General features: G+C 68.2%; 22 protein-coding genes. 11 read left to right on the forward strand and 11 right to left on the reverse strand.

Annotated features, from left to right (window positions below; genetic code table 11):
• Positions 1 to 334: 334 nt before the first annotated feature.
• The 5 genes from FAZ79_RS07230 (at position 335) to proB (ending at position 4,768) form a co-directional block, all read left to right on the forward strand.
• Complete coding sequence (locus tag FAZ79_RS07230; protein ID WP_136867309.1) at positions 335 to 1,732, forward strand: lysine 2,3-aminomutase; 1,398 nt, start codon at positions 335 to 337, stop codon at positions 1,730 to 1,732.
• Between the two features lie 123 nt (positions 1,733 to 1,855).
• A complete protein-coding gene (gene rplU / locus FAZ79_RS07235; protein WP_136867310.1) occupies positions 1,856 to 2,167 on the forward strand; it encodes a 50S ribosomal protein L21 in 312 nt (103 codons plus the stop codon).
• 32 nt (positions 2,168 to 2,199) lie between these two features.
• Positions 2,200 to 2,457: a 50S ribosomal protein L27 gene (gene rpmA / locus FAZ79_RS07240; protein WP_136867311.1), complete on the forward strand. Its 258-nt coding sequence runs from the start codon at positions 2,200 to 2,202 to the stop codon at positions 2,455 to 2,457.
• A gap of 119 nt (positions 2,458 to 2,576) precedes the next feature.
• Positions 2,577 to 3,647 carry an Obg family GTPase CgtA gene (gene cgtA / locus FAZ79_RS07245; RefSeq protein ID WP_136867312.1) on the forward strand — a complete coding sequence of 357 codons (1,071 nt, stop codon included), beginning with the start codon at positions 2,577 to 2,579 and terminating at the stop codon, positions 3,645 to 3,647.
• 2 nt (positions 3,648 to 3,649) lie between these two features.
• Entirely contained in the window at positions 3,650 to 4,768 is a 1,119-nt protein-coding gene (gene proB, locus FAZ79_RS07250) for a glutamate 5-kinase (RefSeq protein ID WP_136867313.1), read from the forward strand.
• A gap of 61 nt (positions 4,769 to 4,829) precedes the next feature.
• Here the strand turns inward: proB and dapE are convergent, their stop codons facing one another.
• Both dapE and FAZ79_RS07260 read right to left on the reverse strand, forming a co-directional pair.
• On the reverse strand, positions 4,830 to 5,984 hold the full coding sequence (gene dapE, locus FAZ79_RS07255; RefSeq protein WP_136867314.1) for a succinyl-diaminopimelate desuccinylase: 1,155 nt from the start codon (positions 5,982 to 5,984) through the stop codon (positions 4,830 to 4,832).
• A complete protein-coding gene (locus FAZ79_RS07260; protein ID WP_211238816.1) occupies positions 5,981 to 6,325 on the reverse strand; it encodes an ArsC family reductase in 345 nt (114 codons plus the stop codon). Before FAZ79_RS07260 ends, dapE begins: the two co-directional genes overlap by 4 nt.
• A 187-nt stretch (positions 6,326 to 6,512) precedes the next feature.
• Here FAZ79_RS07260 and FAZ79_RS07265 point away from each other — a divergent pair, with 187 nt between their 5' ends.
• Positions 6,513 to 6,797, forward strand: a complete 285-nt coding sequence (locus FAZ79_RS07265; protein ID WP_136867315.1) for a cytochrome c — start codon at positions 6,513 to 6,515, stop codon at positions 6,795 to 6,797.
• 23 nt (positions 6,798 to 6,820) lie between these two features.
• Here the strand turns inward: FAZ79_RS07265 and nadC are convergent, their stop codons facing one another.
• Positions 6,821 to 7,657, reverse strand: a complete 837-nt coding sequence (gene nadC / locus FAZ79_RS07270; protein WP_136867316.1) for a carboxylating nicotinate-nucleotide diphosphorylase — start codon at positions 7,655 to 7,657, stop codon at positions 6,821 to 6,823.
• 272 nt (positions 7,658 to 7,929) lie between these two features.
• Here nadC and phoB point away from each other — a divergent pair, with 272 nt between their 5' ends.
• The 3 genes from phoB (at position 7,930) to FAZ79_RS07285 (ending at position 10,774) form a co-directional block, all read left to right on the forward strand.
• Positions 7,930 to 8,616, forward strand: coding sequence for a phosphate regulon transcriptional regulator PhoB (gene phoB, locus FAZ79_RS07275; protein WP_136867317.1), 687 nt, complete (start codon positions 7,930 to 7,932; stop codon positions 8,614 to 8,616).
• Between the two features lie 68 nt (positions 8,617 to 8,684).
• Positions 8,685 to 10,076: a phosphate regulon sensor histidine kinase PhoR gene (phoR, locus tag FAZ79_RS07280; RefSeq protein ID WP_136867318.1), complete on the forward strand. Its 1,392-nt coding sequence runs from the start codon at positions 8,685 to 8,687 to the stop codon at positions 10,074 to 10,076.
• A 92-nt stretch (positions 10,077 to 10,168) separates the two neighbouring features.
• Positions 10,169 to 10,774, forward strand: coding sequence for a class I SAM-dependent methyltransferase (locus FAZ79_RS07285; protein WP_136867319.1), 606 nt, complete (start codon positions 10,169 to 10,171; stop codon positions 10,772 to 10,774).
• Between the two features lie 117 nt (positions 10,775 to 10,891).
• Here the strand turns inward: FAZ79_RS07285 and FAZ79_RS07290 are convergent, their stop codons facing one another.
• From FAZ79_RS07290 to dapC, 3 genes are all read right to left on the reverse strand, one after another.
• Complete coding sequence (locus FAZ79_RS07290; RefSeq protein ID WP_136867320.1) at positions 10,892 to 13,108, reverse strand: EAL domain-containing protein; 2,217 nt, start codon at positions 13,106 to 13,108, stop codon at positions 10,892 to 10,894.
• Positions 13,109 to 13,212: 104 nt separating this feature from the next.
• On the reverse strand, positions 13,213 to 14,037 hold the full coding sequence (gene dapD, locus FAZ79_RS07295; protein WP_169303636.1) for a 2,3,4,5-tetrahydropyridine-2,6-dicarboxylate N-succinyltransferase: 825 nt from the start codon (positions 14,035 to 14,037) through the stop codon (positions 13,213 to 13,215).
• Between the two features lie 846 nt (positions 14,038 to 14,883).
• Positions 14,884 to 16,092 (reverse strand): succinyldiaminopimelate transaminase, encoded by a 1,209-nt coding sequence (dapC, locus tag FAZ79_RS07300; protein ID WP_136867322.1) that lies wholly within the window; start codon positions 16,090 to 16,092, stop codon positions 14,884 to 14,886.
• A 98-nt stretch (positions 16,093 to 16,190) separates the two neighbouring features.
• On the opposite strand from dapC, the gene FAZ79_RS07305 reads away from it, so the two are divergent.
• Entirely contained in the window at positions 16,191 to 16,595 is a 405-nt protein-coding gene (locus FAZ79_RS07305) for a VOC family protein (protein WP_136867323.1), read from the forward strand.
• Positions 16,596 to 16,624: 29 nt separating this feature from the next.
• Here FAZ79_RS07305 and FAZ79_RS07310 read toward each other — a convergent pair whose 3' ends face one another.
• From FAZ79_RS07310 to FAZ79_RS07330, 5 genes are all read right to left on the reverse strand, one after another.
• A complete protein-coding gene (locus tag FAZ79_RS07310; protein ID WP_211238817.1) occupies positions 16,625 to 17,290 on the reverse strand; it encodes an RluA family pseudouridine synthase in 666 nt (221 codons plus the stop codon).
• A 1-nt stretch (position 17,291) separates the two neighbouring features.
• Positions 17,292 to 20,000 carry a [protein-PII] uridylyltransferase gene (gene glnD, locus FAZ79_RS07315; RefSeq protein WP_136867324.1) on the reverse strand — a complete coding sequence of 903 codons (2,709 nt, stop codon included), beginning with the start codon at positions 19,998 to 20,000 and terminating at the stop codon, positions 17,292 to 17,294.
• A 4-nt stretch (positions 20,001 to 20,004) separates the two neighbouring features.
• Complete coding sequence (gene map / locus FAZ79_RS07320) at positions 20,005 to 20,763, reverse strand: type I methionyl aminopeptidase (protein ID WP_136867325.1); 759 nt, start codon at positions 20,761 to 20,763, stop codon at positions 20,005 to 20,007.
• 120 nt (positions 20,764 to 20,883) lie between these two features.
• Positions 20,884 to 21,444 (reverse strand): TlpA disulfide reductase family protein, encoded by a 561-nt coding sequence (locus FAZ79_RS07325; RefSeq protein WP_169303635.1) that lies wholly within the window; start codon positions 21,442 to 21,444, stop codon positions 20,884 to 20,886.
• Between the two features lie 92 nt (positions 21,445 to 21,536).
• Positions 21,537 to 23,540, reverse strand: coding sequence for a chloride channel protein (locus tag FAZ79_RS07330; RefSeq protein ID WP_136867327.1), 2,004 nt, complete (start codon positions 23,538 to 23,540; stop codon positions 21,537 to 21,539).
• Between the two features lie 166 nt (positions 23,541 to 23,706).
• On the opposite strand from FAZ79_RS07330, the gene argC reads away from it, so the two are divergent.
• A complete protein-coding gene (gene argC / locus FAZ79_RS07335; protein ID WP_136867328.1) occupies positions 23,707 to 24,741 on the forward strand; it encodes an N-acetyl-gamma-glutamyl-phosphate reductase in 1,035 nt (344 codons plus the stop codon).
• The last annotated feature ends 86 nt before the right edge of the window (positions 24,742 to 24,827 follow it).

Below are 24,827 nucleotides of genomic sequence, written 5' to 3' on the forward strand. Positions count from 1 at the left end.
GCGGTTCCCCCTCGGCCGATATTCAGTGGCGTAGGGGCTGAGAGTAGACGAGACGGCGGCGGTGCTCAGGCCAGCCCTGCGGCCAGGGTGACGAACAACGCGCTGATCCAGTGGCCCGGATCGGTCAGAGGCAGTCGGCTTCCGGCTATCCAGGTGCTCGAACGGGGTGCCGGGGCCTGTGGCTATGGCCGCTGGCCTGCCCGAACACACCCTCGGGCGGTTGGAGTAGACGGCGCACATGCGCATAAGCGGTTGTTTTTATCGGGAAATGGGCTAGAATTCGCCGGCCTTGTGGTCGGCACGGCCCCAATCCATGCGCACCAGACGAGGTTTTATGACGACTGTTGCCAAGCGAAGCATTCCCGGGACCCAGCAGGACGGGCAGGCGCCCAAGCTGCAGGTCTTTACCGACCGCCACCTCGACAAGATCGAGCCCTTGAAGCGCCTCGGCGAGGAGGCGCTGTTGGAGATGAAGGTGGTCGCGAGCGTGCTGCCGTTTCGCGTCAACAACTACGTCATCGAGAACCTGATCGACTGGGACCGTGCCCCCGACGACCCGATCTTCGCCCTGACTTTCCCGCAGCGCGACATGCTCAGCCCCGAGATGTACGAGCAGATGGCCGAGCTGCACCGCCGCGAGGCGCCCAAGGAAGAGATCACCGCGCTGGCCTGGAAACTGCGCCACCAGCTCAACCCGCACCCGGCCGGCCAGATGGAGATGAACCTTCCCGAGGTCAACGGCGAGACGGTCGAGGGCGTGCAGCACAAGTACCGCGAGACCGCGCTGTTCTTCCCCAGCCAGGGGCAGACCTGCCACAGCTACTGCACCTTCTGTTTCCGCTGGGCGCAGTTCGTCGGCGACAAGGACCTCAAGATCGCCTCCAAGGAGGCTGGCCAGCTGCTCGACTACCTCGCCGAGCGCCCCAACCTGAGCGACCTCTTGATGACCGGCGGCGATCCGATGGTGATGAAGACCAAGCACCTGGCGCCCTACCTCGAGGGGCTGCTCGATCCGCGCCTCGAGCATGTGCAGACCGTGCGCATCGGCACCAAGGCGCTGTCGTTCTGGCCGTACCGCTTCGTCACCGATGCGGATGCCGACGAGTTGCTGGGTCTGTTCGAGCGGCTGGTCGCGTCCGGCAAGCACGTGGCGGTGATGGCGCACATCAACCACTACCAGGAGATGGAGAACCCCATCTTCCGCGAGGCGGTCAAGCGCATCCGGGCGACCGGCGCGGAGATCCGTACCCAGAGCCCGCTGATCAAGCACATCAACGACTCGGGCGAGGTCTGGGCGCGCATGTGGCGCGAGCAGGTCCGCCTGGGCATGATCCCCTACTACATGTTCGTCGAGCGCGACACCGGCGCGAAGTACCGCTTCGAGGTGCCGCTGGCCGAGGCGCATCGTATCTACCGCGATGCGATGAAGCGCGTCTCGGGTCTCGCGCGCACCGCGCGCGGTCCGTCCATGTCCGCCGGGCCGGGCAAGGTCGAGGTGCAGGGCGTGGCCGAGATCCATGGCGAGAAGGTGTTCGTGCTGCGCTTCGTTCAGGGTCGCAACCCGGACTGGGTCCAGCGGCCGTTCTTCGCCAAGTACGACGAGGAGGCCACCTGGCTCAACGAGCTGACGCCGGCCTTCGGTGAAGAGAAGTTCTTCTTCGAGGACGAGTACGAGGCAATGCAGGCCGACAGCGGCCTCAAGGTGATCGACGCCGCGGAAGTCGAGGCATAAGCCCCTGATCGGGCTTGACGAGCGGGGCGCGGGTCGCTAAGATTGCGCGCCTTCAAACAACGCCGGCTGGCGATGCCATTGTGTCGCCAGCCCTTTTACGCATAAACATTCGGGTTTTACAGCATGTACGCAGTGGTCGTTACCGGCGGTAAGCAGTACCGCGTCGAGCAAGGCAGCAAGGTGCGCGTCGAGAAGCTCTCTGGCGAAGCCGGCAGCACCGTGACGCTGGATCAGGTTTTGATGGTCGGCGACGGCTCTGACATCAAGGTGGGCACCCCCACCGTCGATGGCGCGAGCGTTACCGCCGAGATCGTCGGCCAAGGTCGCGGCAAGAAGGTGGAAATCCTCAAGTTCCGCCGCCGCAAGCACCACATGAAGCGTCAGGGCCATCGCCAGGCCTACACCGAACTCAAGATCACCGGTATCAGCGCCTAAGCGCCCGGTATCCAGACCAGGAGACTTGAACCATGGCACATAAGAAAGCAGCGGGCTCTACCCGGAACGGTCGTGACAGTGAAAGCAAGCGCCTCGGCGTGAAGCGTTTCGGTGGCGAAGCCGTCTCCGCCGGCAGCATCATCGTTCGTCAGCGTGGCACCAAGTTCCACGCCGGCAGCAACGTGGGCGTCGGCCGCGACTACACCCTGTTCGCCCTGACCGACGGCCAGGTGAAGTTCGAGACCAAGGGTCCGAAGAGCCGCCGTTTCGTCAGCATCGAGCCGGCGTAACGCCGGCCCGACGTGAGTTGGCGGTCAGCGTGGCTGGCCGGTAACCGCTGTCCGAGCCCCGCCTGCGAGCGGGGCTTTCGTGTTTGTGGTCCGTCCAGGACAATTGCGGGGAACGTATCGTGAAATTTGTCGATGAAGCCACCATCAAGGTCAAAGCCGGTGACGGCGGCAATGGCGTGGTGAGCTTTCGCCGCGAGAAATACGTGCCCTACGGTGGTCCCGACGGGGGTGACGGCGGCGATGGCGGCTCGGTCTACCTGGTCGGCGACGTCAACCTCAACACCTTGGCCGACTTCCGCTTCCAGCGTCACTACGAGGCCGAGCGGGGCAAGAACGGCGCGGGCCGCAACATGACCGGCAGGAAGGGCGGCGACCTGTACGTCCACGTGCCGCTGGGCACGGTAGTCCACGACGAGGACACCGGCGAGGTGATCGGCGAGGTGGTCGAGGCCGGTGCCGAGCTGCTGGTGGCCAAGGGCGGCTGGCACGGGCTGGGCAATGCCCGCTTCAAGAGCTCGGTCAACCGCGCACCTAGGCAGAAGACCGACGGTACCCCCGGCGACGACCGTCGCCTGCGGCTCGAGCTCAAGGTGTTGGCGGACGTCGGCCTGCTCGGCCAGCCGAATGCCGGCAAGTCGACCCTGATCCGCGCGATCTCGCACGCCCGTCCCAAGGTCGCCAACTACCCGTTCACGACGCTCTACCCCAACCTGGGTGTGGTCGCCCCGGAGCCGCATCGCAGCTTCGTGGTCGCCGACATCCCCGGCCTGATCGAGGGCGCGGCCGAAGGCGCCGGGTTGGGGATCCGTTTTCTCAAGCATCTCGCGCGTACCAACCTGCTGCTGCACGTGGTCGACGTGGCGCCCTACGACGAGGTCGACCCGGTCGAGAGCGTCGCGGCGATCGAGGCCGAGCTCGAGAAGTACGACGAGTCGCTCGCCGAGCGGCCGCGCTGGCTGGTGATCAACAAGATCGACGTCTGGGCGGACGAGGAGCGCGAGGCCAATATCGAGGCGCTCAAGCAACGCTTTGCCACCGAGATCGGGCTGACCGGGCCGGTGTTCGCCATCAGCGCGCTCGACAAGACCGGCACCCAGCCGCTGGTCTGGGCGATCCTCGAATACCTCGAGGCCGAGTGGGCCCGCGAGCGCGAGGAACCGGGTGGCCGTTCGGGGGCGACGGAGGGCTGATCATGCGTGACGAGGTCAGGGGCTATCAGCGCTGGGTGGTGAAGATCGGCTCGGCGATGGTCACGGGTGACGGTCGCGGTCTCGATCGCGAGGCGATCGCCGCCTGGGCCCGCCAGCTCGCCGAACTGCGCCGCGAGGGCCGCGAGATCGTCATCGTCACCTCGGGCGCGGTGGCCGAGGGCATGGCGCGGCTCGGCTGGGAGGAGCGTCCCGAGTCGCTGCCCAAGCTGCAGGCGGCCGCCGCCGTTGGGCAGATGGGCCTGGTCGAGGCCTATGCCGAGGGGCTGGCCCGCTTCGACACCCATTCGGCGCAGATCCTCCTGACCCACGAGGACCTGGTCGACCGCGAGCGCTACCTCAACGCCCGCAGCACTCTGCGCACCCTGCTCGACCTGGGCGTGGTGCCGGTGGTCAACGAGAACGACACGGTCGCCACCGACGAGATCCGTTTCGGCGACAACGACACGCTCGCCGCGCTGGTCGCCAACCTGGTCGAGGCGGACATGCTGGTGATTCTCACCGACCAGCAGGGCCTGTTCGAGGCCGACCCGCGCAAACGGCCGGAGGCGAAGCTGCTGGCCGAGGTGAACGCCGGCGATCCGACCCTCGAAACCATGGCCTCGCCCGAGGGCGGGCGTCTCGGTCGGGGCGGCATGTACACCAAGGTGCTCGCCGCCAAGCGCGCAGCCCGTTCCGGGGCGGCGACCATCGTGGCGGCGGGCAGCGAGTCGGACGTGCTATGCCGACTGGCCGCCGGCGAGCCGCTGGGAACGCATTTCCACCCCGCCACCAATCGGCTGGCCGCGCGCAAGCAGTGGCTTGCGGGGCACTTGCGGGTGCGGGGTCAGTTGCGGGTCGATGCCGGTGCCGCCCGGGCGGTGGCCGAGCAGGGGCGCTCGCTGCTGCCGGTCGGCGTGACGGCCGTCTCCGGGCAGTTCGCCCGTGGCGAGCTAGTCTCGATCGTCGATGCCGACGGTCATGAATTCGCGCGTGGACTGGTCAACTACCCGAGCAGCGACGCCGCGCGGCTGGTGCGTTGCTCAAGTCAGGCGATCGCGGAGACCATCGGTTACCGCGAGGAAAACGAACTGGTGCACCGGGACAACCTGGTCCTGCTCTAAGTGCCTTCGGTTCGTGCCGCCCGGCCAATCTCGTCGGGCGGTCCGTCCTTTCTTGTTCGCCTTATCCGGCCAGTCGCCGCGCCTCGGTGTCCAGTTCGTCGAGCAGCCGTTCGTAGATCGTCGACAGCGTCTTGAGGTCCTCGACCGCGACATGCTCGTCGATCTGGTGGATGGTGGCGTTGAGCGGGCCGAGCTCGATCACCTGCGCGCCGGTCGGCGCGATGAAGCGCCCGTCCGAGGTGCCGCCCGCGGTCGACGGCGTCGGCGCCGTTCCCAGCGCCCCTTCCACGGCGCGCTCGACCGCGCCCACCATCGGCCCGTCGTCGCGGGTGAGAAACGGCACGCCCGAGAGCTGCCAGTCGATTCGATAGGCCAGTCCGTGGCGCTTGAGCAGTTCCTCCACCCGCGCCTGGATCGCCTCGACCGAGGTCTCGGTGTTGAAGCGCAGGTTGAACTGGACATTGAGCTCGCCGGGGATGACGTTGTTCGCGCCGGTGCCGGCCTGGATGTTCGCGATCTGCAGCGTCGAGGGCGGGAAGTGGGCGTTGCCCTGGTCCCATTCGATCGCCACCAGCTCGGCCAGGAACGGCGCGGCGCGATGCACCGGGTTGTCGGCCAGGTGCGGGTAGGCGACGTGCCCCTGGCGACCTTCGATGACGAGATTACCGGTAATCGAGCCGCGCCGGCCGATCTTGAACTCGTCGCCCAGCCGGTTGCGGCTCGAGGGCTCGCCCACCAGGCACCAGTCAATCGAGATCCCCTTCTCGCGTAGCCACTGCATCACGCGCTTGGTGCCGTGCTGGGCCGGGCCCTCCTCGTCGCTGGTGATCAGGTAGCCCAGCCGGAAGGCCGGCTCGGGCTGCCGGGCGAGAAAGCGCTCGGTGGCGGTGACGAAGGCGGCCACCGAGCCCTTCATGTCCGCCGCCCCGCGGCCATAAAGTCGACCGCCGTGGATCTCGGCGCCGAACGGCGGGTAGGTCCACCGCGCGGCCTCGCCGGTCGGCACCACGTCGGTGTGACCGGCGAAGACGAACAGCGGGCCCTGGTCGCCGTGCACGGCCCAGAGGTTGTCGACCTCCGCGAAGCGCAGCGACTCGATGGCAAAGCCCAGCGGGGCGATGCGCCCGCCGATCAACGCCTGGCAGCCCTGGTCGTCGGGCGTGACCGAGGGGCGGCGGATCAGATCGCGGGCGAGATCGATGGTCGGGTCGGTCATGCCAGTGCCTCCTGCCAGTCGTCGGCGGAAAAGCCGATCAGGGTGTCGCCGTCGTGTTCCACCACCGGGCGCTTGATCAGGCTGGGGTTGGCCAGGGCCGCCTCGCGGGCCTGCGCGGTGTCCATCGCCTCGCGTTCCTCGGCCGGCAGGCGCCGCCAACTCGTGCCGCGGCGGTTGATCACCGTCTCCCAGCCGAATCGCTCCAGCCAGTCGTCCAGTCGCTGCTCCGGTACGCCCGCCTTCTTGAAATCGTGAAAGCGGTAGTCCAGCCCCTGTTCGGCCAGCCAGGCCCGGGCCTTCTTGACGGTGTCGCAGTTGGGGATGCCGTAGACGGTGATCATCGATAGTCCTAACAAGTGAAAATAGTTGTTCCGGATAGGAAAAATTGATTTTCCTATGAGTGCCGGCGTCCTACACTCAAACTCGATGCGGCCGTGGAAATGGCCCGCGCGTTCGAAATTGCAGCAGAAAAGGAGTGGCAATGCCATGCGAACCAGGAAGACGATGATGCACGCAAACCCGACTCGAATGCTTGGCCTTGTCGCCGGGCTGATGCTCGCCGCCCCGGTCGCCGCCGAGCCCGACATCAGCTGGGGTGGTGAGCTCTTTGCCGAGAACTGTTCCGAGTGTCACATGGTTCCGCACAACGACGAGTGGTTCAAAGCGCGCGCGGACGCCGGCAACATGGGCAGCTACGACAGTCTGCGCACCATGGTCCAGGGTTGTGCCAACAACTTCGGCCTGCCGTGGTTCGATGAGGAAGTCGAGGCGGTGACCGCCTGGATGAACCAGGAATATTACGGGTTCGAGTGACCTGAGCGGCGCTCGAGGCGCGATCAGTCGATGAACCGCATCGACAGGTCGACCGCCTCGACGTGCTTGGTCAGTGCGCCGATGGAGATGTAATCCACCCCGGTCTCGGCCACGTCGCGCACGGTCGCCAGCGAGACATTGCCGGAGGATTCCAGCTTGGCCCGGCCGGCGGTGATCCGGACGGCCTCGCGCAGCTGATCCAGCGCAAAGTTGTCCAGCAGCACCCGCTTGACCCCGGCGCCCAGCGCCTCATCCAGCTGCTCGAGGTTCTCCACCTCGACCTCCAGCGGCAGGTCGCGTGCCACTACCCCGGCGGCACGAACGGCCTGTTCGATCGAGCCGGCCGCGCGGATGTGGTTCTCCTTGATCATCACCATGTCGTAGAGACCCATGCGATGGTTGGCCCCGCCGCCGTCGGTCACCGCCTTCTTCTGCGCGTAACGCAGGCCGGGCAGCGTCTTGCGGGTATCGAGGATCTGCGCGCCGGTGCCCTCGACCGCCTCGACGAACCGGCGGGTGACCGTGGCCGTAGCGCTGAGCGTCTGCAGGAAGTTGAGCGCGACGCGCTCGGCCGTCAGCAGGGCGCGTGCCGGGCCGCTGAGCAGGCACAGGCTCTGCTCCGGGAACAGGCTGTCGCCGTCGGCGGCGGCCCACTCGATCCGCACGGCCGGCGAGACGCGACGGAATGCGGCATCTGCCCAGTCGACCCCGGAGAGGATCGCCGGCTCGCGACTGATGATGCGGGCATGCGCGGTCTCGTCGGCCGGGATCAATTGCGCCGAGACGTCGCCGCTGCCGATGTCTTCGGCCAGCGCGCGCGCCACGTCCAGGGCAACGATGTCGGGGTCGGCTTTGCTCATGGGGCTCCTGGTCGCTGTCGAGGCTCAGTTGATCGGGTTGGCAAGTCTAGCAAGTTCTTTCCGTGGGCAAGCGCTGGCCCTTGCACCCGGACGCGCGGCCATCCGCCGTCACGTCGGGTAGTCGTAGGCTTCCCGTCACGCTGTCATCTTGTCATGCTGCTGTCATCGCGGCGGCGTTTAATGCCGGCAGATGGTCGGGGTGCCGCCCGGTGCCCCGACGTCCCGCTCACATCGATTGTTTTGCGAGGACCGGCGCTGGCCGGGATGACCGAATGCAGAAGACCATACTGATTGTCGAGGACGAAAAGCCGATTCGCGAGATGGTTGCCTTCGCGCTGGGGCGCGCCGGCTACGATCTGGTCGAGGCCGCCGACGTGCAGGAGGCCTACGAGCGGTTGGCGGAAAAGCAGCCCGACCTGATCCTGCTCGACTGGATGCTGCCGGGTGCCAGCGGCATCGAGTTCGCCCGACGCATCAAGCGCGACGAGCTCACCCGCGACGTGCCGATCGTGATGCTCACCGCGCGTGGCGAGGAAGAGGACAAGGTCAGCGGGCTGGAGGCCGGGGCCGACGACTACGTCACCAAGCCGTTCTCGCCGCGCGAGCTGATGGCCCGGATCAAGGCCGTCCTGCGCCGCGCCTCCCCGGAGACCGAGGATCCCGTGCTGGACGTGGCGGGACTCAAGCTCGACCAGGAAAGCTATCGCGTGACGGCCGCCGACGAGCCGATCGACATCGGTCCGACCGAGTTTCGCCTGCTGGCCTTCTTCATGAAGCACCCGGACCGGGTGTTCACCCGCGCCCAGTTGCTCGATCGTGTCTGGGGGCAGAACGCCTACGTCGAGGAACGGACCGTCGACGTGCACATCCTGCGCCTGCGCAAGGTGCTCGCGCCCAGCGGTTATGATGGCCTGATCCAGACCGTGCGTGGCGTGGGCTACCGACTCTCGCCCCGCTGAGGCGCGTGGCCCGCATCCCGGGCCGACCTGGTGAGACCTGGCCCGACCGTTCTTCCATTGAGCCGTCCATGACCGACCCGCAATCCTCCCATCCCCAGCATGCCGCCCGGGCGACGCGCGTCGAGCGTCGCGCCCAGTTGCGGCAGTTGCGCCTGGTCGAGGCCCGCCAGCGGGCCTGGCGCGAGGAGGGCATCCTCGTGCTGGCCGTGCTGGCGCTGGGCTCGGTGGTCGCCTGGGTGGGTGCGGTGACCGGCTGGGGGCTCGCCTGGGTGCTGGCGCCGGTCACGGCGCTGGTGATCTACACGGCCGCGCTGCTCTGGCGGGTGATCTACCTGGCGCGCGCCTTGCCGATCACCTCGCAGCCGCGCCGTGTCTGGGGGCTGCCCGGGCTGATCCAGGTGCGCCAGCGACGCCTGAGCCGGCGATGGTCGCGACGCCAGCGGCGCCTGATCGGCCTGCTCAAGCGCTATCACCACTCGGCGATGACCGTGCCGGATGCCATGGTGGTGCTCACCACCGAGCGCGAGATCGAGTGGCTCAACCGGGCCGCCATCGACATGCTGGGCCTCAACCGCTCCGACATCGGCCTGCGGCTCGACGATCTCTGGCGCACCCCGGCCTTTATCGCCTGGCTCAAGCAGGGCAGTGACCGGCCGGCCCTGGAACTGGTCGCGCCGGCGGACGAGACCCGCACCCTGAGCCTGCGGATCGAGCCCTACGGCTCGGACCGCTACCTGCTGATCGGCCGTGACGTGACCGCGTTGCACCGGCTGCAGGGGGTGCGCCAGGACTTCGTGGCCAACGTCTCGCACGAGCTGCGCACCCCGCTCACCGTGCTGGCCGGTTACGTCGAGACCCTGCTCGACACCGACGAGGGACAGGATCCGCAGATGCACCGCATCCTGTCGAACATGCACCAGCAGGCCGACCGCATGCGGCGCATCGTCGAGGACCTGCTGCTGCTCTCGCGGCTCGAGACCTCGCAGCCGGACGCCGACTGGTTCGAGACCATCAACGTGGCGCGCCTGCTTGAGCCGATCCTCAACGACGCGCGCCTGGTCTCCGGCGAGGAGGGGCACGACATCCGCGCCGATCTCGACCCGACCCTGACCTTGTGGGGCGTGCCGCGCGAGCTGCAGTCGGCGTTCTCCAACCTGGTGTTCAACGCGGTCAAGTACACCCCGGCCGGCGGGCGCGTCGAGGTGCGCTGGGGGCGCGACGAGCAGGGGCGGGCGGTCTTCTCCGTGTGCGACTCGGGCATCGGCATCGAGGCGCGCCACATCCCGCGCCTGACCGAGCGGTTCTATCGCATCGACGTGGGGCGGTCGCGTTCGCGTGGCGGCACCGGGCTGGGGCTGGCCATCGTCAAGCACGTGGCCCTGCGCCACGGGGCGCGGCTCGAGATCGACAGCACGCCGGGCGAGGGCAGCTGTTTTCGCGTGATCTTTCCGGGGCCGTGACGGCCGATCAGTGGACCCGGGGGTGACCCGGGTTCGCCCCGGGGACATGCGCTAGACTGACCCGACTAGCCACAAGGGGCGCGAGCCAGCCGATGTCCGAATTCTGGAACGAAAAGTACGGTCAGGTCGATTTCCTCTACGGGACCCACCCCAACGAGTTCCTGTTGAGCCAGGCCTGGCGCCTGCCGACCGGGGGGCGCGTGCTGGTACTGGGCGACGGCGAGGGGCGCAACGGCGTCTGGCTGGCCGAGCAGGGCTTCGATGTCACCAGCGTCGACTACTCCGCGGTGGGCTGCGAGAAGGCCCGTCAGCTCGCCGACGAGCGCGATGTCAGTCTCGCCGTGCATTGCGCGGACCTGACCGAGTGGGACTGGGAGGAGGACGGTTTCGATGCCGTCGTGCTGATCTACCTGCACTTCGAGCCGCCCGCACGCCGCGAGGTCTACCGCCGCGCCGCCGCCGCGCTGCGTCCCGGGGGGCTCCTGATCGTCGAGCTATTCCACCCGCGCCAGCTCGCCTACCAGAGTGGTGGTCCCAAACGGGCCGACATGCTGGTGCGCGCCAGCGACCTGTCGCAGGATCTGCCCGGGCTCGAGTGGCTGATCCTCGCCGAGGGCAAGGCCCTGCTCGACGAGGGGCCGGGTCACCAGGGGCCCGGGTTCGTCACCCACGGCGTGGGCCGCCGCGCCGGCTCCTGACCACGACGGCGCTCCCCTCCCTCTCGCGCCGCCATCCGCACGGCCTTTCCGAATGCCGCCGCTTGGCCGGGCCCTCCCGGCCATCCCCTTCGTCGTGTTCGCCCGCGAGCCGGCCGCTCAGTCCGATGGCAAACCCGCCAGGTAGTCGTCCAGCGGCATGGGCTCGGCCACGCCGTATCCCTGGTGGAAGTGCACGCCCAGTTCCTCGAGCAATTCGACCTGGCGCGGGGTTTCGACGAATTCGGCCACCACCCGGCAGCCCAGGTGATCCGCCAGCACGCGGGTGGTCTTGACCACCTCGCGGTCGAAGCTCGACTCGGCCAGTCGGCGGACGAAGCTGCCGTCGATCTTGAGTTCGTCGACCGGGTAGTGCTGCAGGTAGGAAAAGGTCGCCCGCCCGGTGCCGAAGTCGTCGATCGCGATGGCCACGCCCAGCTCGTGCAGGGCGGCGAGGTTGCGCTGGGCCCGCGCCGTGTCGCGGATCAGCATGGTCTCGGTGATTTCCAGGCAGAGGCGCTCGGCCGGCCAGTGATGGTCCTCGAGCAGCGTCTCGATCCGTGACGGCAGCCAGCCGCCGGCCAGCGAGTCGCCCGAGAGGTTGATCGCGATCTCGGTGAGATGGATGCCGGCGGTCTGGCTGTCGACGGCGGCGAGCGCGTGGTCGAGCACCCAGCGGTCGATCTTCGGCATCAGGCCGAAGTGTTCGGCGATCTCGAGGAACGTGCCGGGCGGTTCGATGCGCCCGTCCGGCGTGCGCCAGCGCAGCAATACCTCGATGCGGTGGGCGCCGGGGTCGTGCCGGTCGACGATCGGCTGGGCGAAGAGCGCGAAGCCGCCCGCCGCGGTCTCGCCGGCCAGGGCCTCGCGCAGGTTCCGGGCCCATTCCAGGGTGCGACGGTGATCCTCGATCAGGTGAATCGCCGGCTCGCGATGGTGGTGGAACGGGCGGTCGTCGCGCTCGGCGTCCTTCTGGCAGGCCATCAGCAGCACCGTGGTCAGGTGCTGGTGATCGCCGGCGGTGACGGTATCCAGCACGGCCAGTCGCACGCCCTGCCGGGCCGTCGGTAGTTGTCCCTCGCGCTCGGCGCGGTCGATCGCGGCGCGCAGGTGGGTCGCGATCATGGTTGCCCGGTCGGCCTCGCCGCGCTCGGGGACCAGCATCGCGAACAGTCCCGGTTGCAGGTGGCCGGCCGCGATCTCCGGACTGGGGCGGACCTCGCGCAGGGTCTCGCCGATCAGCCGTTCCACCCGGTGGACCTCGTCGAGCCCGATCAGCGCGGAGAGGTCGTCGACGTCGGGGATCTGCGCGCCGATCAGGGCCAGCCGGCGATGCGGCTGGCCGGGCGCGGCCAGCTCGCGCAGTCGCCGGGTCAGGCCGAGGTCGTTGTAGAGGTCGGTCACGCCGTCGCGCAGGCGGGCGGCCTTGAGGCGATGGTTGGCCAGCTCGAAGGACAGCACCGACTCGATGGCGAGAAACGCGATCAGGGTGGCAGTGAAGATGATCATCTGGCCGTTCAGGAGCGCGTTGACCTCGACCATCCCGTCCGGTCGCGTGAAGACCACGTAGTGGACCCCCACCCAGACGAGCACGAAGCCGGCGACCGCGAAGCGGGTCACCGAGGTGGGCAGCAGGTAGACGGCCAGCATGGGTACCGTCAGCGCGAGATAGGGCAGCCACTCCCGGCCCGTCCCGTCCTGCCGGCCCACCAGTAGCAGGGCGGCGAGCACCAGGAACGCGGTCAGGGTCCAGGCGGCGATCACGCCCGTGATCGGCCGGAACCGCGGCGGCCCGTGATGCCGCGTACTGGCCGTGACGACTTGCTGCACCAGCGGCGTGAACAGGAGCACCGAGGTGGCCTCGGACAGCCACAGGGCTATCACCAGCTCGGTCGCCGGCAGGCCGCCGCCGGCGAACTGCCACACCCCGAGCAGCGTGAACACGCTCGCGCTGGTGATCGCGATGATCGGCACGCGCAGCAGGCGCCGGGCCTGGTCCTGGTCGACCCGATTCTCGAGCAGGCGCGAGAAGCCGATCACGAACAACATCACCACCAGGAATGCCCCGGTGCCGATGACGATCTCGGGCAGGGCATCACCGCGGGCGATGTTCCAGGTTAGCGCGGCCAGGGTGAAGGCCGGGATCAGGCGCGGCCCGAGGCTGAGCACCGCCCCGTAGGCCAGGGCGTTGGCCACCCAGATGAGCGAGATCGGCAGATAGTCGGCCACGGCCGGGTAGGCCAGGCTGACCAGCCAGGCGGCCAGCCACCAGCCGACGAAGGCGAGCAGGGATTCACCCACCCGCCTTGTGATCGTCGTCGCCGTTCCTGCCGCCATCCGCCCACTCCCTGTGCACGTAAAAAGGCCCGCCTGTCGACTGATGCTAGTCGAAAGGCGGGCCCGGTAATAGCGGTGTGGTCGGGCGGGAGTCCCCGTCCGGGTTACACGTCGCGCAGCAGCTCGTTGATGCCGACCTTGGAGCGGGTCTTCTCGTCGACCTTCTTGACGATCACCGCGCAGTAGAGGCTGTACTTGCCGTCCTTGGAGGGCAGGTTGCCGGAGACGACCACCGAGCCCGCCGGGACGCGGCCGAAGTGGATCTCGCCGGTCTCACGGTCGTAGATCTTGGTCGACTGGCCGATGTAGACGCCCATCGAGATCACCGAGCCCTCCTCGACGATCACGCCCTCGACCACCTCGGAACGCGCGCCGATGAAGCAGTTGTCCTCGATGATGGTCGGGGCGGCCTGCAGCGGCTCGAGCACGCCGCCGATGCCAACGCCACCGGAAAGGTGGACGTTCTTGCCGATCTGGGCGCAGGAGCCGACGGTCGCCCAGGTGTCGACCATGGTGCCTTCGTCGACGTAGGCGCCGATGTTGGTGTAGGACGGCATCAGGACGGTGTTCTTGGCGATGAAGCTGCCGCGGCGGGCGACGGCGTTGGGTACCACGCGCATGCCGGCGGCCTCGAAGCGGGCCTGGTCCCAGTCGGCGAACTTGGTCGGCACCTTGTCGAAGTAGTTCAGGTCGCCGCCGGAGACCACCTCGTTGTTGCGCAGGCGGAACGACAGCAGCACGGCTTTTTTAAGCCACTCGTTGACCTGCCAGTCGCCGACGCCGCGGCGCTCGGCCACGCGCAGCGAGCCGTCGTCCAGGCCGGCCAGCGCGGTCTCGACCGCCTCGACGACGTCGGCCGGGGCGTTGGACGGGTTGATCTCGGCGCGGCGCTCGAAGGCCGATTCGATGGTGTCGCGAATGGAAGAGATGTCCATCGGATGCTCCTGAAATGATTTGGAAAAACGAGCGGCCGACCTCTGTGGGTCGGCCGGGAAACGGGGTAATCAACTGGTGGTTATTGTAACAACAGATTGTTGATGGGGTTGATGTCGTGCCGGTGGGATGTCCGTTTTGGGAAGCGGGAGAGGTTTCGCACGCCTGTCTCGTGGAGCGGCCAAGATCGGCCGCCTTGCCTGGCGTGCGAGCCCCTTTTCTTGCTTGCCCAAGAAAAGGGGCGAAAAGAAGGGCACCCCGGCGTCCTGGCCCTGCGGGCCTTCGAGCCCGGACGGTGTCCGGACTCGAAGCCTCGCGACCGGCGGCTGCCTTCGGGGCCGGCTCGACGTGACTTCCTGTCACGGCGAGCTTCGGAGCGACCTCCCTGTCGCTCCGACCCCGAGTCATCCACCGGTCGCGAGGCAGGACGCAAGGGGGCGTCGCCTTGCCATCTGGTGGAGTTGCCTGAATGCCGAGAGAGCGGCGGAGCTTGGAGGTCGGTTCCCAAGCTGGATCGGAGGGTCGAGCCCCTTGTGCCTTGCCTCGCGAGCGAGGGGTTGCAGGGTCGGGCTCGCATGGACGCGAGCCCGAGGTTCGCCGCGACAGGATGTCGCGTCGAACCGACCCGTCCGCAATCCCTCGTTCGCGAGGCTGATCGGCTCGGATGCAATCCGAGTCGATCAGGCCCGAAGGGCCAAGGCATCGGGGTGTCTTCTTTTCGTCGGTTTTCTTGGACAAGCAAGAAAATCGACTCGCACGCCGAGCACGGCAGTGCTCAGTGCCACGTCGGCAGACCGGCGTGCGAAACCCTGACGAGGGTTGGTCAGGTCCGCCAAGACGAATCAGTAAAGCATCGCCCGAATCCGCTCCGCCGCCTCGACGCAGTCGTCCAGCTCGGCGACCAACGCCATCCGCACGAAGCCCGCCCCGGGATTCACCCCGTCCGTCTCGCGCGAGAGAAACCGCCCGGGCAGCACGGTGACGTTCTGCTCCGCGAACAGGCGACGGGCGAAGTCGCGTTCGTCGCCGTTCACTCCGGCCCAGAGGTAGAACCCGGCATCCGGGCGGCGCACGTCGATGCCGGCGACCGGCTCGAGGATGTCGAGCACCGCGTCGAATTTCTCGCGGTAGAAGCCGCGGTTGGCGCGTACGTGGTCCTCGTCGTTCCAGGCGGTGATCGAGGCCAGTTGCGTCGGCAGGGGCAGGGCACAGCCCTGGTAGGTGCGGTAGCGCAGGAACCGCTTGAGGAGTGCCGCGTCGCCGGCGACCAGGCCCGAGCGCAGGCCCGGCAGATTGGAACGCTTGGAGAGGCTGTGGAAGACGATCACGTTCTCGAACGGCGTTTCGCCGCCGCGTTCACCGGCGACCTCGAGCAGGCCGGTGGGTGGCTCGTGCTCGCCGAAGTAGATCTCGGAGTAGCATTCGTCGGCTGCGACCACCACGTCGTGGCGCCGGGCGCGGGCCAGCAGGTCGCGATAACGCGGGGCATCGATCACCGCGCCGCTGGGGTTTCCCGGCGAGCAGACGTAGAGCAGCTGGGCGCGTTGCCAGATGGTCTCGGGGATCGCATCGAAGTCCGGCAGGAAGCCGTTTTCCGGCAGGGTCGGGTAGTAGTAGGGCTCGGCGCCGGCCAGCAGGGCGGCGCCCTCGTAGATCTGGTAGAAGGGGTTCGGCATGAGCACCACCGGCGGCTGGTCGCCGGTGTCCCGGTCGACCACCGCCTGGGCGATGGCGAACAGCGCCTCGCGGGTGCCGGCGACCGGCAGCACGTTGGTCTCGGGGTCGAGCAGCCCGTCGCCCAGTCGGAAGCGTCGTGTCAGCCAGCCGGCCATCGCCTCGCGCAGCGCGGGTTCGCCCTTGGTCGCCGGGTAGCGGGCGATTTGCGGCAGGGCCTCGCGCAGGGTGTCGAGCACGATCGCCGGTGGGGCGTGGCGCGGCTCGCCGATCGAGAGCGGGATGTGCTTGCGATCGACCGGCGGCTCGGCGCCGGCCTTGAGCTCGGCGAGTTTCTCGAAGGGGTAGGGGTGGAGTCGGTCGAGATCGGGGTTCATGCCGTAAGCCGTTCGGTTGGGTGGTGACGGGGCGAGATGCGACCGGGCATTATAGGTGGCCGATCCAATCGCTGCGAGAACCGACCCCGGAGCCTGCCATGACTGATGCCGACAATCGATCCGACACGCGTCCCGAGGTGCGGGGAGTGGATCACGTGAGCCTCATGGTTCGTGATGCCCGCCAGGCGCGCGACTTCTATACCGAGGTGCTTGGGTTGGCGGCGTTGCCGCGGCCGGACCTGGGTTTTCCGGGGGCATGGCTGTCACTGGGCGGCGGGCAGGCCCTGCACCTGCTCGAGCTGCCCAATCCCGACCCTCGCGAGGGGCGCCCGGAACATGGCGGGCGCGACCGGCATGTTGCCCTGCGCGTGGCCGAGACCGCACCGTTCGCCGAGCGACTCGAGGCGCGCGGCATGCGTTTCACCCGCTCGCGCTCGGGGCGGGATGCCCTGTTCTTCCGCGACCTGGATGGTAACGCCGTCGAATTGGTCGGTACTGGCTGATGGCCAGCGGGGTTGGTCCAGGCGGGGCGTCAGAACGGGGCGTCGAGCTCGAACACCGCCTTGGGCGCCTCCGGATGTTCCGGATCGGGAAAGGCGAGCCGCATGGCATGCAGCATCAGTCGTTCGTGGCGTCCCGCGTCGGGGTGATAGAGCGAGTCGCCCTGAATGGGGCGTCCCCGGGCCAGCAGGTGCACGCGCAGCTGGTGTGAGCGGCCGGTGATCGGTTCGAGGATTACCCGCACGGCCGCATCGCCGGTCTCGGCGATGCGGTAGCGCGTCTGCGAGGGGCGCCCGCCCTCGGGGTCGATCCGGTAGCGCGGCCGACGGTCGGGGTCCTTGCCGATCGGCAGGTCGATCAGGCCCTCGGCCGGCTCGAGCGGCGCGTCGATGAGTGCCACGTAGGTCTTGTTGACCGCCCGCGCGGCGAAGGCCTTGGAGAGGAACGAGTGCGCGCGGGCGTTGCGCGCCAGCACCAGCAGGCCCGAGGTGTCCCAGTCGAGGCGATGGACGATGCGCGCCTCGGGGAACTCGGTCTGCACGCGCGTGATCAGGCAGTCCTGCTTGTCCGGCCCGATGCCGGGTACCGACAGCATCCGCTCCGGCTTGGCTACCACCAGGAAATCGCGACGCTCGCCGATCAGCGCCCAATCCCCGGGCGGCTGGTTGGCGGGCAGGTTGTGGTCGATCGGGGTCACCTCAATGCTCCTCGTCCGCGCCGCGGCCCTTGGCCGCGTGGATCAGGGCGTCGGCGATCGCCTGCTGGTGCTCGCGGTCGTTGATCGGGTGGCCGTACTGGTCGACCACGAAGAAGGCGTCCTCGGCGCGTTCGCCCAGGGTGGCGATCCGGGCGTGCAGCAGGATCGCGCCCATGCGCCAGAGCGTGTCGGAGAGATCCGCGAGCAGGCCCGGCCGGTCCTTGGTCAGCACCTGGATCATGGTGCGCGCCCGGGCGACGTCGGCGATGAATTCCACCTCGGTATCCACGTCCAGGCTCGAGAGCTGGGCCGGGGTGCGCCGGCGGGTGACGGACAGCGCGCGCTCGGGTCGGTGGATCACCCCTTCGAGCCGTTCGTGCAGCGCCTCGATCGCGCCGGGGTCGTCGACGGCGTGCCCCTGGCGATCGAGGACGAAGAATTCCAGCAGGATCAGCTCGGACTCGGGCAGCTGTTCGCGGTTGCCCTCGCCGTCGATGGCGTTGAGCCCGCTCTCGACCACCAGCGGACGCGGGATCACCGTGATGTTGGCCGACTGGACGTTCAGGCCTTCCCGGTCGATGCCGGCGACCACGTGGGCGAACAGCGCCGGGTGGTTCTGGGCGAGGATCAGGATCTGGGTGGCCTGGTGCTGCGGGTCGTCGTTGATGGTCAGTGCCGGCAGGTCGGCATCGATCGCCACCCGCGAGTGGCGCAGGATGTTGTCGATCTCGTTTCTGAGGAAGTACTCCTCCGGCATTCCCGACAGCCAGGCGGCCAGCTTGCCGGCATCCATCCCCTCGCTCGAGCCCTGCCGATTGGCATCCCGGCGGGTCTCACGCACGATCTGCGCGGAGGAACGCACGCCCTCGGCGAAGTGCTGGTGGGTGAGTTCGAACAGGCGCTTGAGCAGGGTGTCGCGCCAGGAATTCCACAACTGCGGGTTGGTGGCGCGGATGTCGGCGACCGTCAGCAGGTAGAGGTAGTCGAGCCGTTCCGGGCTGCCGACCTGCTCGGCGAAGCGCCGGATGACCTCCGGGTCCTCGATGTCCTGGCGCTGGGCGGTGAACGAGAGCAGCAGATGCTGTTCGACCAGCCAGCCGACCAGGTCGATGTCCTCGCGGGCCAGGCCGTGGGCCCGGGCGAAGTCCCGGGCATCGAACGCGCCCAGCTCGGCGTGATCGCCGCCCCGGCCCTTGGCGATGTCGTGGAACAGGCCGGCCAGATACAGCACTTCCGGTCGCGGGATGCGGGCGAAGGCGTCCGCGGCGATCGGGTTCTCGTCGCGGTACTCGGGCAGGGCGGGCCGGCGCAGGTTGCGGATCACCAGCAGGGTGTGGGTGTCGACCGTGTAGGCGTGGAACAGGTCGAACTGCATCAGGCCGACGATCGGGCCGAAGTTGGGGATGTAGGCGGCGAGCACGCCGGTCAGGTTCATGTTGCGCAGGGCGAGGTAGACGCCGCGTTCGGCACGCAACAGGCGCATGAACAACTGCTTTGCGTGGCGGTTGGCGCGAAAGCCGGCGTCGATCACCGACAGGTTGGCGCGCAGCTGGCGGGCGGTCGCGGCGGTCATGCCCTCGAGTTCCGGGTGCTCGGCGAGCAGCAGGAACAGCTCGAGGATGGCCGTGGGCGAGCGCATGAACACCTGCGCGTCGCGGGTCTCGATCAGCCGGCCGCGGCGGATGAAGCGCGGGTTGAGCCGCTGGATCGGCTCGAGGATCTCCGGGTGCAGGCGCTCACGCCAGCGCTGGATCAGCAACTGGTTGAGGCGTTCGACCTCGATGGTGGCGCGGAAGAAACGCTGCATGAAGCGCTCGACCGCGAGGTTGCCATCCTGCTGCCCCTGGTAGCCGAACGCGCCGGCCAGGGTCTTCTGGTGGGTCAGGAGCAGCCGTTCCTCGGCGCGCTCGGCCAGGCCATGCAGGCCAATCCGGATGCGGAACAGCAGCGATTCGGCGTGCTCGAGGGCGCGGTACTCGTCGTCGCGCAGCAGTTCGGCCCGGTGCATCGCCGCCAGGTTGGGTGCCCCGTCGATGCGGTTGGCCAGCCAGCGGATGGTGTGCAGGTCGCGCAGGCCGCCCGGGCCTTCCTTGATGTGCGGCTCGATCTTGGTGCCGACGTTGTCGTGCGATTCGTAGCGCGCCTGCTGCTCGTCGAGCTTGGCGGCGAAGAACCAGGCCGGGTCGAATACCGCCTCGCTGCGGATGGCCGCATCCAGGCGCGTGACCAGTCCCTCGTCGCCGGCGATCAGCCGCATCTCGATCAGGCTGGTGTAGACGGTCGGGTCGGTGGCCGCCTCGAGGCATTCCTCGACGCTGCGCACGGCGTAGCCGATCGACAGGCCGGTGTCCCAGAGGGTGTAGAGGAACGCCTGCACTGCCTCGTCATAGGCGTGGTCGGCGGTGAGCACCATGATGTCGATGTCCGAGTGGACGAACATCTCGCCGCGGCCGTAGCCGCCGACCGCGACCAGGGCGCAGGGGGTGTCGGCGAGCTTGTCCTGCCACAGGGTCCGCAGGGCGCTGTCGACCCGGGCGGTGACCTCCTGGATGAAGCCACGGGCGCTAGCCTCGTCGGCCAGTGCCTCGGCCCAGTGGGCGTTTAGCGTTTCGAGCTGGCGGGCCAGCGGCCGGTCGGCCGGGAAGGTGGTCTGGTCGCCGAATCGACCGTCGGGCGCCGGATGCCCGCTCGATTGCCCTGTCGATTGCATGGAATCAGGCGGGCGGCAGGCTGAGGATGTCGAACCCGTCCTTGGTCACGGCGACCGTGTGTTCCCATTGCGCCGAGAGCGAGTGGTCCTTGGTGACTACCGTCCAGCCATCGCCAAGGAGCTTAATCTCCTTCTTGCCGGCGTTGATCATCGGCTCGATGGTGAAGACCATGCCTTCCTTGAGGCGCACGCCTTCCCCCGGGTTGCCGTAGTGGACCACCTGCGGGTCCTCGTGGAAGTTTCGCCCGATGCCGTGGCCGCAGTACTCGCGCACCACGGAAAAGCCGGAGGATTCCGCGTGGGTCTGGATGGCGTGGCCGATGTCGCCGAGGGTGGCGTCGGGACGGACCGTCTCGATGCCCTTCATCATCGCCTCATGGGTGACGTCGATCAGTCGCTGGGCGCGCACCGAGGGCTTGCCGACCGTGTACATCGCCGAGGTGTCGCCGTACCAGCCGTCCTTGATCACGGTGACGTCGATGTTGAGGATGTCGCCGTCGCGCAGGGTCTTGTCGCCGGGGATGCCGTGGCAAACCTGGTGGTTGAGCGAGGTACAGATCGAGGCAGGGAAGCCGTGGTAGCCGAGCGTCGCCGGCGTGCCGCCCTGGACCTCGGTGATGTGCTTGTGGGCGATCTCGTTGAGCTCGCCGGTGGTCACGCCGGCCCGCACGTGCTCGCGCAGCAGCACCAGTATCTCGGCGGCCAGCTGGCTGGCGATGCGGATCTTCTCGATTTCCTCGGGGGTCTTGATGGAGATGTTCATGACCTGGAAACGGGCTCCCCTCAATGGTGTTCGCCGCGATACGAGCGGCGCGCAAAGACGGTCAGTGTAACGAAAAACGCCCCGGCTCGCGGGGCGTCGGGGCGTGTCGGCCGAGGCGGATCAGGCCGACTCGAGCAGACCGTCGAGGGTGCGTTCGACCCGGTCGACGTCGAACACGCCGATCTTCTGGAACTTGATGCGCGCCTGGGCATCGAGGATGAAGGTCGTCGGGGTGACGCGCACCGGCCCGAAGACCTCCGCGCCGCGCCCGTCTTTGTCCTGCCAGATGGTGTAGGTCATGTCGCGCTCCTCGACCATCTTGTTGATCTGGTCGAGCGGGTCGTAGCTCATCGCCAGGCCCACGACGTTCACGCCGCGCTCGGCGTACTTGTCGTGCAGTTCCTGGATGTGCGGGATTTCCTTGACGCAGCCGGGGCAGGTGGTCGCCCAGAAGGTGATCAGGGTCGGCTTGCCCTTGATCGATGCCAGCTCGACCGGCTGGCCGTCGCGGTCCTGCACGGTCACGCCCTCCAGCGGCAGGCCGCTGTCCGACAGGCAGCCGCCCAGTCCCAGGGTCAGCAGCGCGCCGGTGCCGCCCAGCAGCAGCCGGCGGCGCGAGCGGTCGGCCGGGGCGTTGTCGGTCGCGTCCGTCGGGTGGTGATTCTCGGTCAGTGGCGTCATCTCGAACCCTCGTCTGGCCATGGGTGCACGTCGGGTGCAACAAGAAAGGACCCATCCGTGGCGCGAAAGTTTCCGCCTCGTGGCGGATGGCGTCAACGTTCGACGATCGCCTGCTCGAGCATGGCGGCGGTCATCACGCCTAGCGTGCGGGCCTGCGGCGAGCCGAGCATGCGTCGGGCCACCAGCACGCCGACGTCCTCCTCACGCATCACGCGCTGGGCCTGGGTCAGCGTGTAGCCCACCTCGACATCGGCGGCCCGGTAGAAACCGCTGATCTCGGCCGGGTCGACGAGGACCTCCTCGCGCACCTGGTCGGCCAGCGCCTCCATGTCGATGCCCGGCTCGGCCTGTTCCTCGCTGGCCGTTTCCGTGGTGTCGCTTGGCTCGACGCGCTCGCCTGCCTCGCTCGAGTCGTGGGCAGGTGAGGCCGTCGATTCCGGTGCCTCGTCGGCCCCGGCTTCGGCCTCGACTTGGACCTCGGAATCGCGGGCCGCCTGTTCGGCCTCGGCGCGGGCCTGCGCGTCGAACAGGGCCTGGTTGAAGACGTGGTCGAAGGCGGCCCTCGCCGCGGCGTACCGGATCACGCCCATCGCCTGGCGGTGCTCGTCGCGGATCACCAGCCAGGCGGGCTTTTCCTCGAGCGCCTGCTCGAAGCGGGCGAGGTTGCAGGGGCAGTTCACCTCGGCGACACGGCGCTCGATGATGCTCGAGACACCGATGTTGTCGCCGTTGAACCATAACGACGGCCCCGGCATCTGTTGGTCGTTGGCGCGCAGGATCGCGTCGTAGAGACCGGACTTGCCGAACACCATGCGGCTGACCAGGCCGGAGACGACGATGGTGATCATGGCGGGCAGGATCGCGCCGGTGTCACTGGTCAGTTCCAGTACCGCGGCCAGGGCGGCCAGCGGCGCCTGGAGCGTGGCGCCCATCATCGCGCCCATGCCCAGTACCGTGTAGAAGGCCACGTCGTTCAGCGGGATCTGGTCGAGCCGGTAGAGCAGGCTGCCGAGCGTCCCGCCGACCACGGCGCCGATCATCAGCACCGGGGCGATGGTGCCGATCGGCAGGCCGAGACCCACGGTCACGCTGGCCAGCAGCCACTTGGCCACCGCGATGATCAACAGGGCGCCCAGGGTCAGCTCGGCGGCGGCGACCAGGTCCGTGGTGTCGTGGCCGATGCCCAGGATTTCCGGCACCCAGAAGCCGATGATGCCGGTGGCCACGCCCGCGGCGGTGAAGCGCGCCCAGACCGGCCAGTCCCAGCTGCGGGCGATGGTGCCCTCGACGATCTGGATATAGCCGGCGGCCATCGCGCCGATGATCAGTCCCAATGCCAGCAGCGTGGGCACCTCCCAGAACGACATCTGGTGGTGGATCTCGATGGTGAACAGGGTTTCCGGCCCGAAGACGGTCGTGGCCAGCAGGGCGCCCATCGAGGAGGCGAGGATCACCGGCAGGAAGCTCGCCAGCGTGTACTGCTTGATTACCACCTCGAGGGCGAAGATTACGCCGGCCAATGGGGTGTTGAAGGCCGCCGAGATCGCCGCGGCCACCCCGCAACCCGAGAGCGTGCGCACGCTGTTGTTCGGCAGCCCCAGGCTGTGGCCCAGCAGGCTGCCGGAGAAGGCGCCCAGGTGGATGCCGGGGCCTTCCCGCCCACCGGTCAGGCCGATCAGCAGGCCCCAGATGCCGGCGACGAACTGCACCACGGCGTTCTGCCAGGGCATGTCGGCGCCGAAACGGTGAAAGCGGATGATGACGTGGCCGACGCCGACGTTGCGCATGCCGAACGGCAAGAGGTGGAAGGCAAGGCCGAGGACCAGTGCGCCGAGGATCGGCAGCAGCAGTCGCCATTCGGCCGGGAGAGACTCGTAGCGCTCCGCGCCCGGGAGTCCCAGCCCGTAGACCTGCAGCCCCTCGAGTGCCAGCCGGAAGGCGACCACCAGCAGGGCGGCCAGCAACCCGGCGATCAGGCCGAGCAGGGTGACCTGCAACAGGGCATCCGGTTGGGCCAGGCGCAGCCGCAGACGCTCGATGAACCGGTTCAGCGGGCGGCCGAACCAGTCCTGGATGCGGGCGAGCAAAGCGGTCACGGGCCGGGCCTCCCGGGGAAAGAAGAAATGCGGTGAGCGGGCTCCCGCGCTGGATGGTCCGCAGCGACGGCCCTGCTAATATGCCACGATTGTCGACCGGGTTCGAACGCCGCCTGCCGCGGCGGCGTTGCCCGGGTATCCACGCGAGAGGAGTCGAGTCGAAGACATGAAGAAGATCGGAATCGTCGGGGGCACCGGCTACACCGGTGTCGAGCTGATGCGCCTGCTGGCCCACCACCCGGAGGTCGAGGTGGTGGCGATGACTTCGCGTGGCGAGGCCGGTCGCCGCGTCGATGACCTCTACCCCAGCCTGCGTGGGCACACGGATCTCGTCTTCAGCGAGCCGGGCGAGGCGGATCTGGCCGGTTGCGACCTGGTGTTCTTCGCTACGCCCAACGGTATCGCCATGCAGGAGGCGCCGGCCTTGCTCGAGCAGGGGGTACGGGTGATCGATCTTGCCGCCGACTATCGCCTCAAGGACCTCGATGTCTGGTCGCGCTGGTACGGCATGGAGCATGCCTCGCCCGACTGGGTCGAGCAGGCCGTCTACGGGCTGCCGGAGCTCTACCGCGACGAGATCCGGGGCGCCCAGCTGGTCGCCAATCCCGGTTGCCACGTCACCGCCACCACGCTGGCCGTGTTGCCGCTGATGGGGCTGGAGTGGGTCGATCACGAGCGGATCGTCGCGGACACCAAGTCGGGCGCCAGCGGTGCCGGGCGCTCGGCGGCCGTGCACACCCTGATGGCCGAGGCCGGTGAGAGCGTGCGCACCTACGCCGCCGCCGGTCACCGCCACCAGCCGGAGATTCGCCAGACCCTGACCACCATCGCCGAGCGCGAGATCGGGCTGACCTTCGTGCCGCACCTGGTGCCGATGGTCCGCGGGATCGAGTCGACCGTCTACCTGCCGCTCGTCGGCGAGCCGGGCGAGAACGTGCAGCGCCTCTACGAGCGCTACTACGCCGAGGAGCCGTTCGTCGACGTGATGCCGCCGAACAGCCACCCGGAAACGCGCAGCGTGCGCGGCAACAATATCTGCCGCATGGCCGTGCACCGGCCGCTCGACGGCCCCATGCTCGTGGTCTCCAGCGTGATCGACAACCTGGTCAAGGGCGCGGCCGGGCAGGCGGTGCAGAACATGAACCTGATGCTCGGCTGCGACGAGTCGGCTGGGCTGGAGCTGGTTGCCCTCTCCCCTTGAGCGGGTTGGGCGGCTCGCGTGCATTCGCCAATGGTCTGATAGACTGTGAGTTTGCCGCTTGGCACAGCATTTCTGCCGGGCGGACG

The sequence above is a fragment of the Guyparkeria sp. SB14A genome (assembly GCF_005096345.1).
Taxonomy (GTDB): Bacteria; Pseudomonadota; Gammaproteobacteria; order Halothiobacillales; family Halothiobacillaceae; genus Guyparkeria; species Guyparkeria hydrothermalis.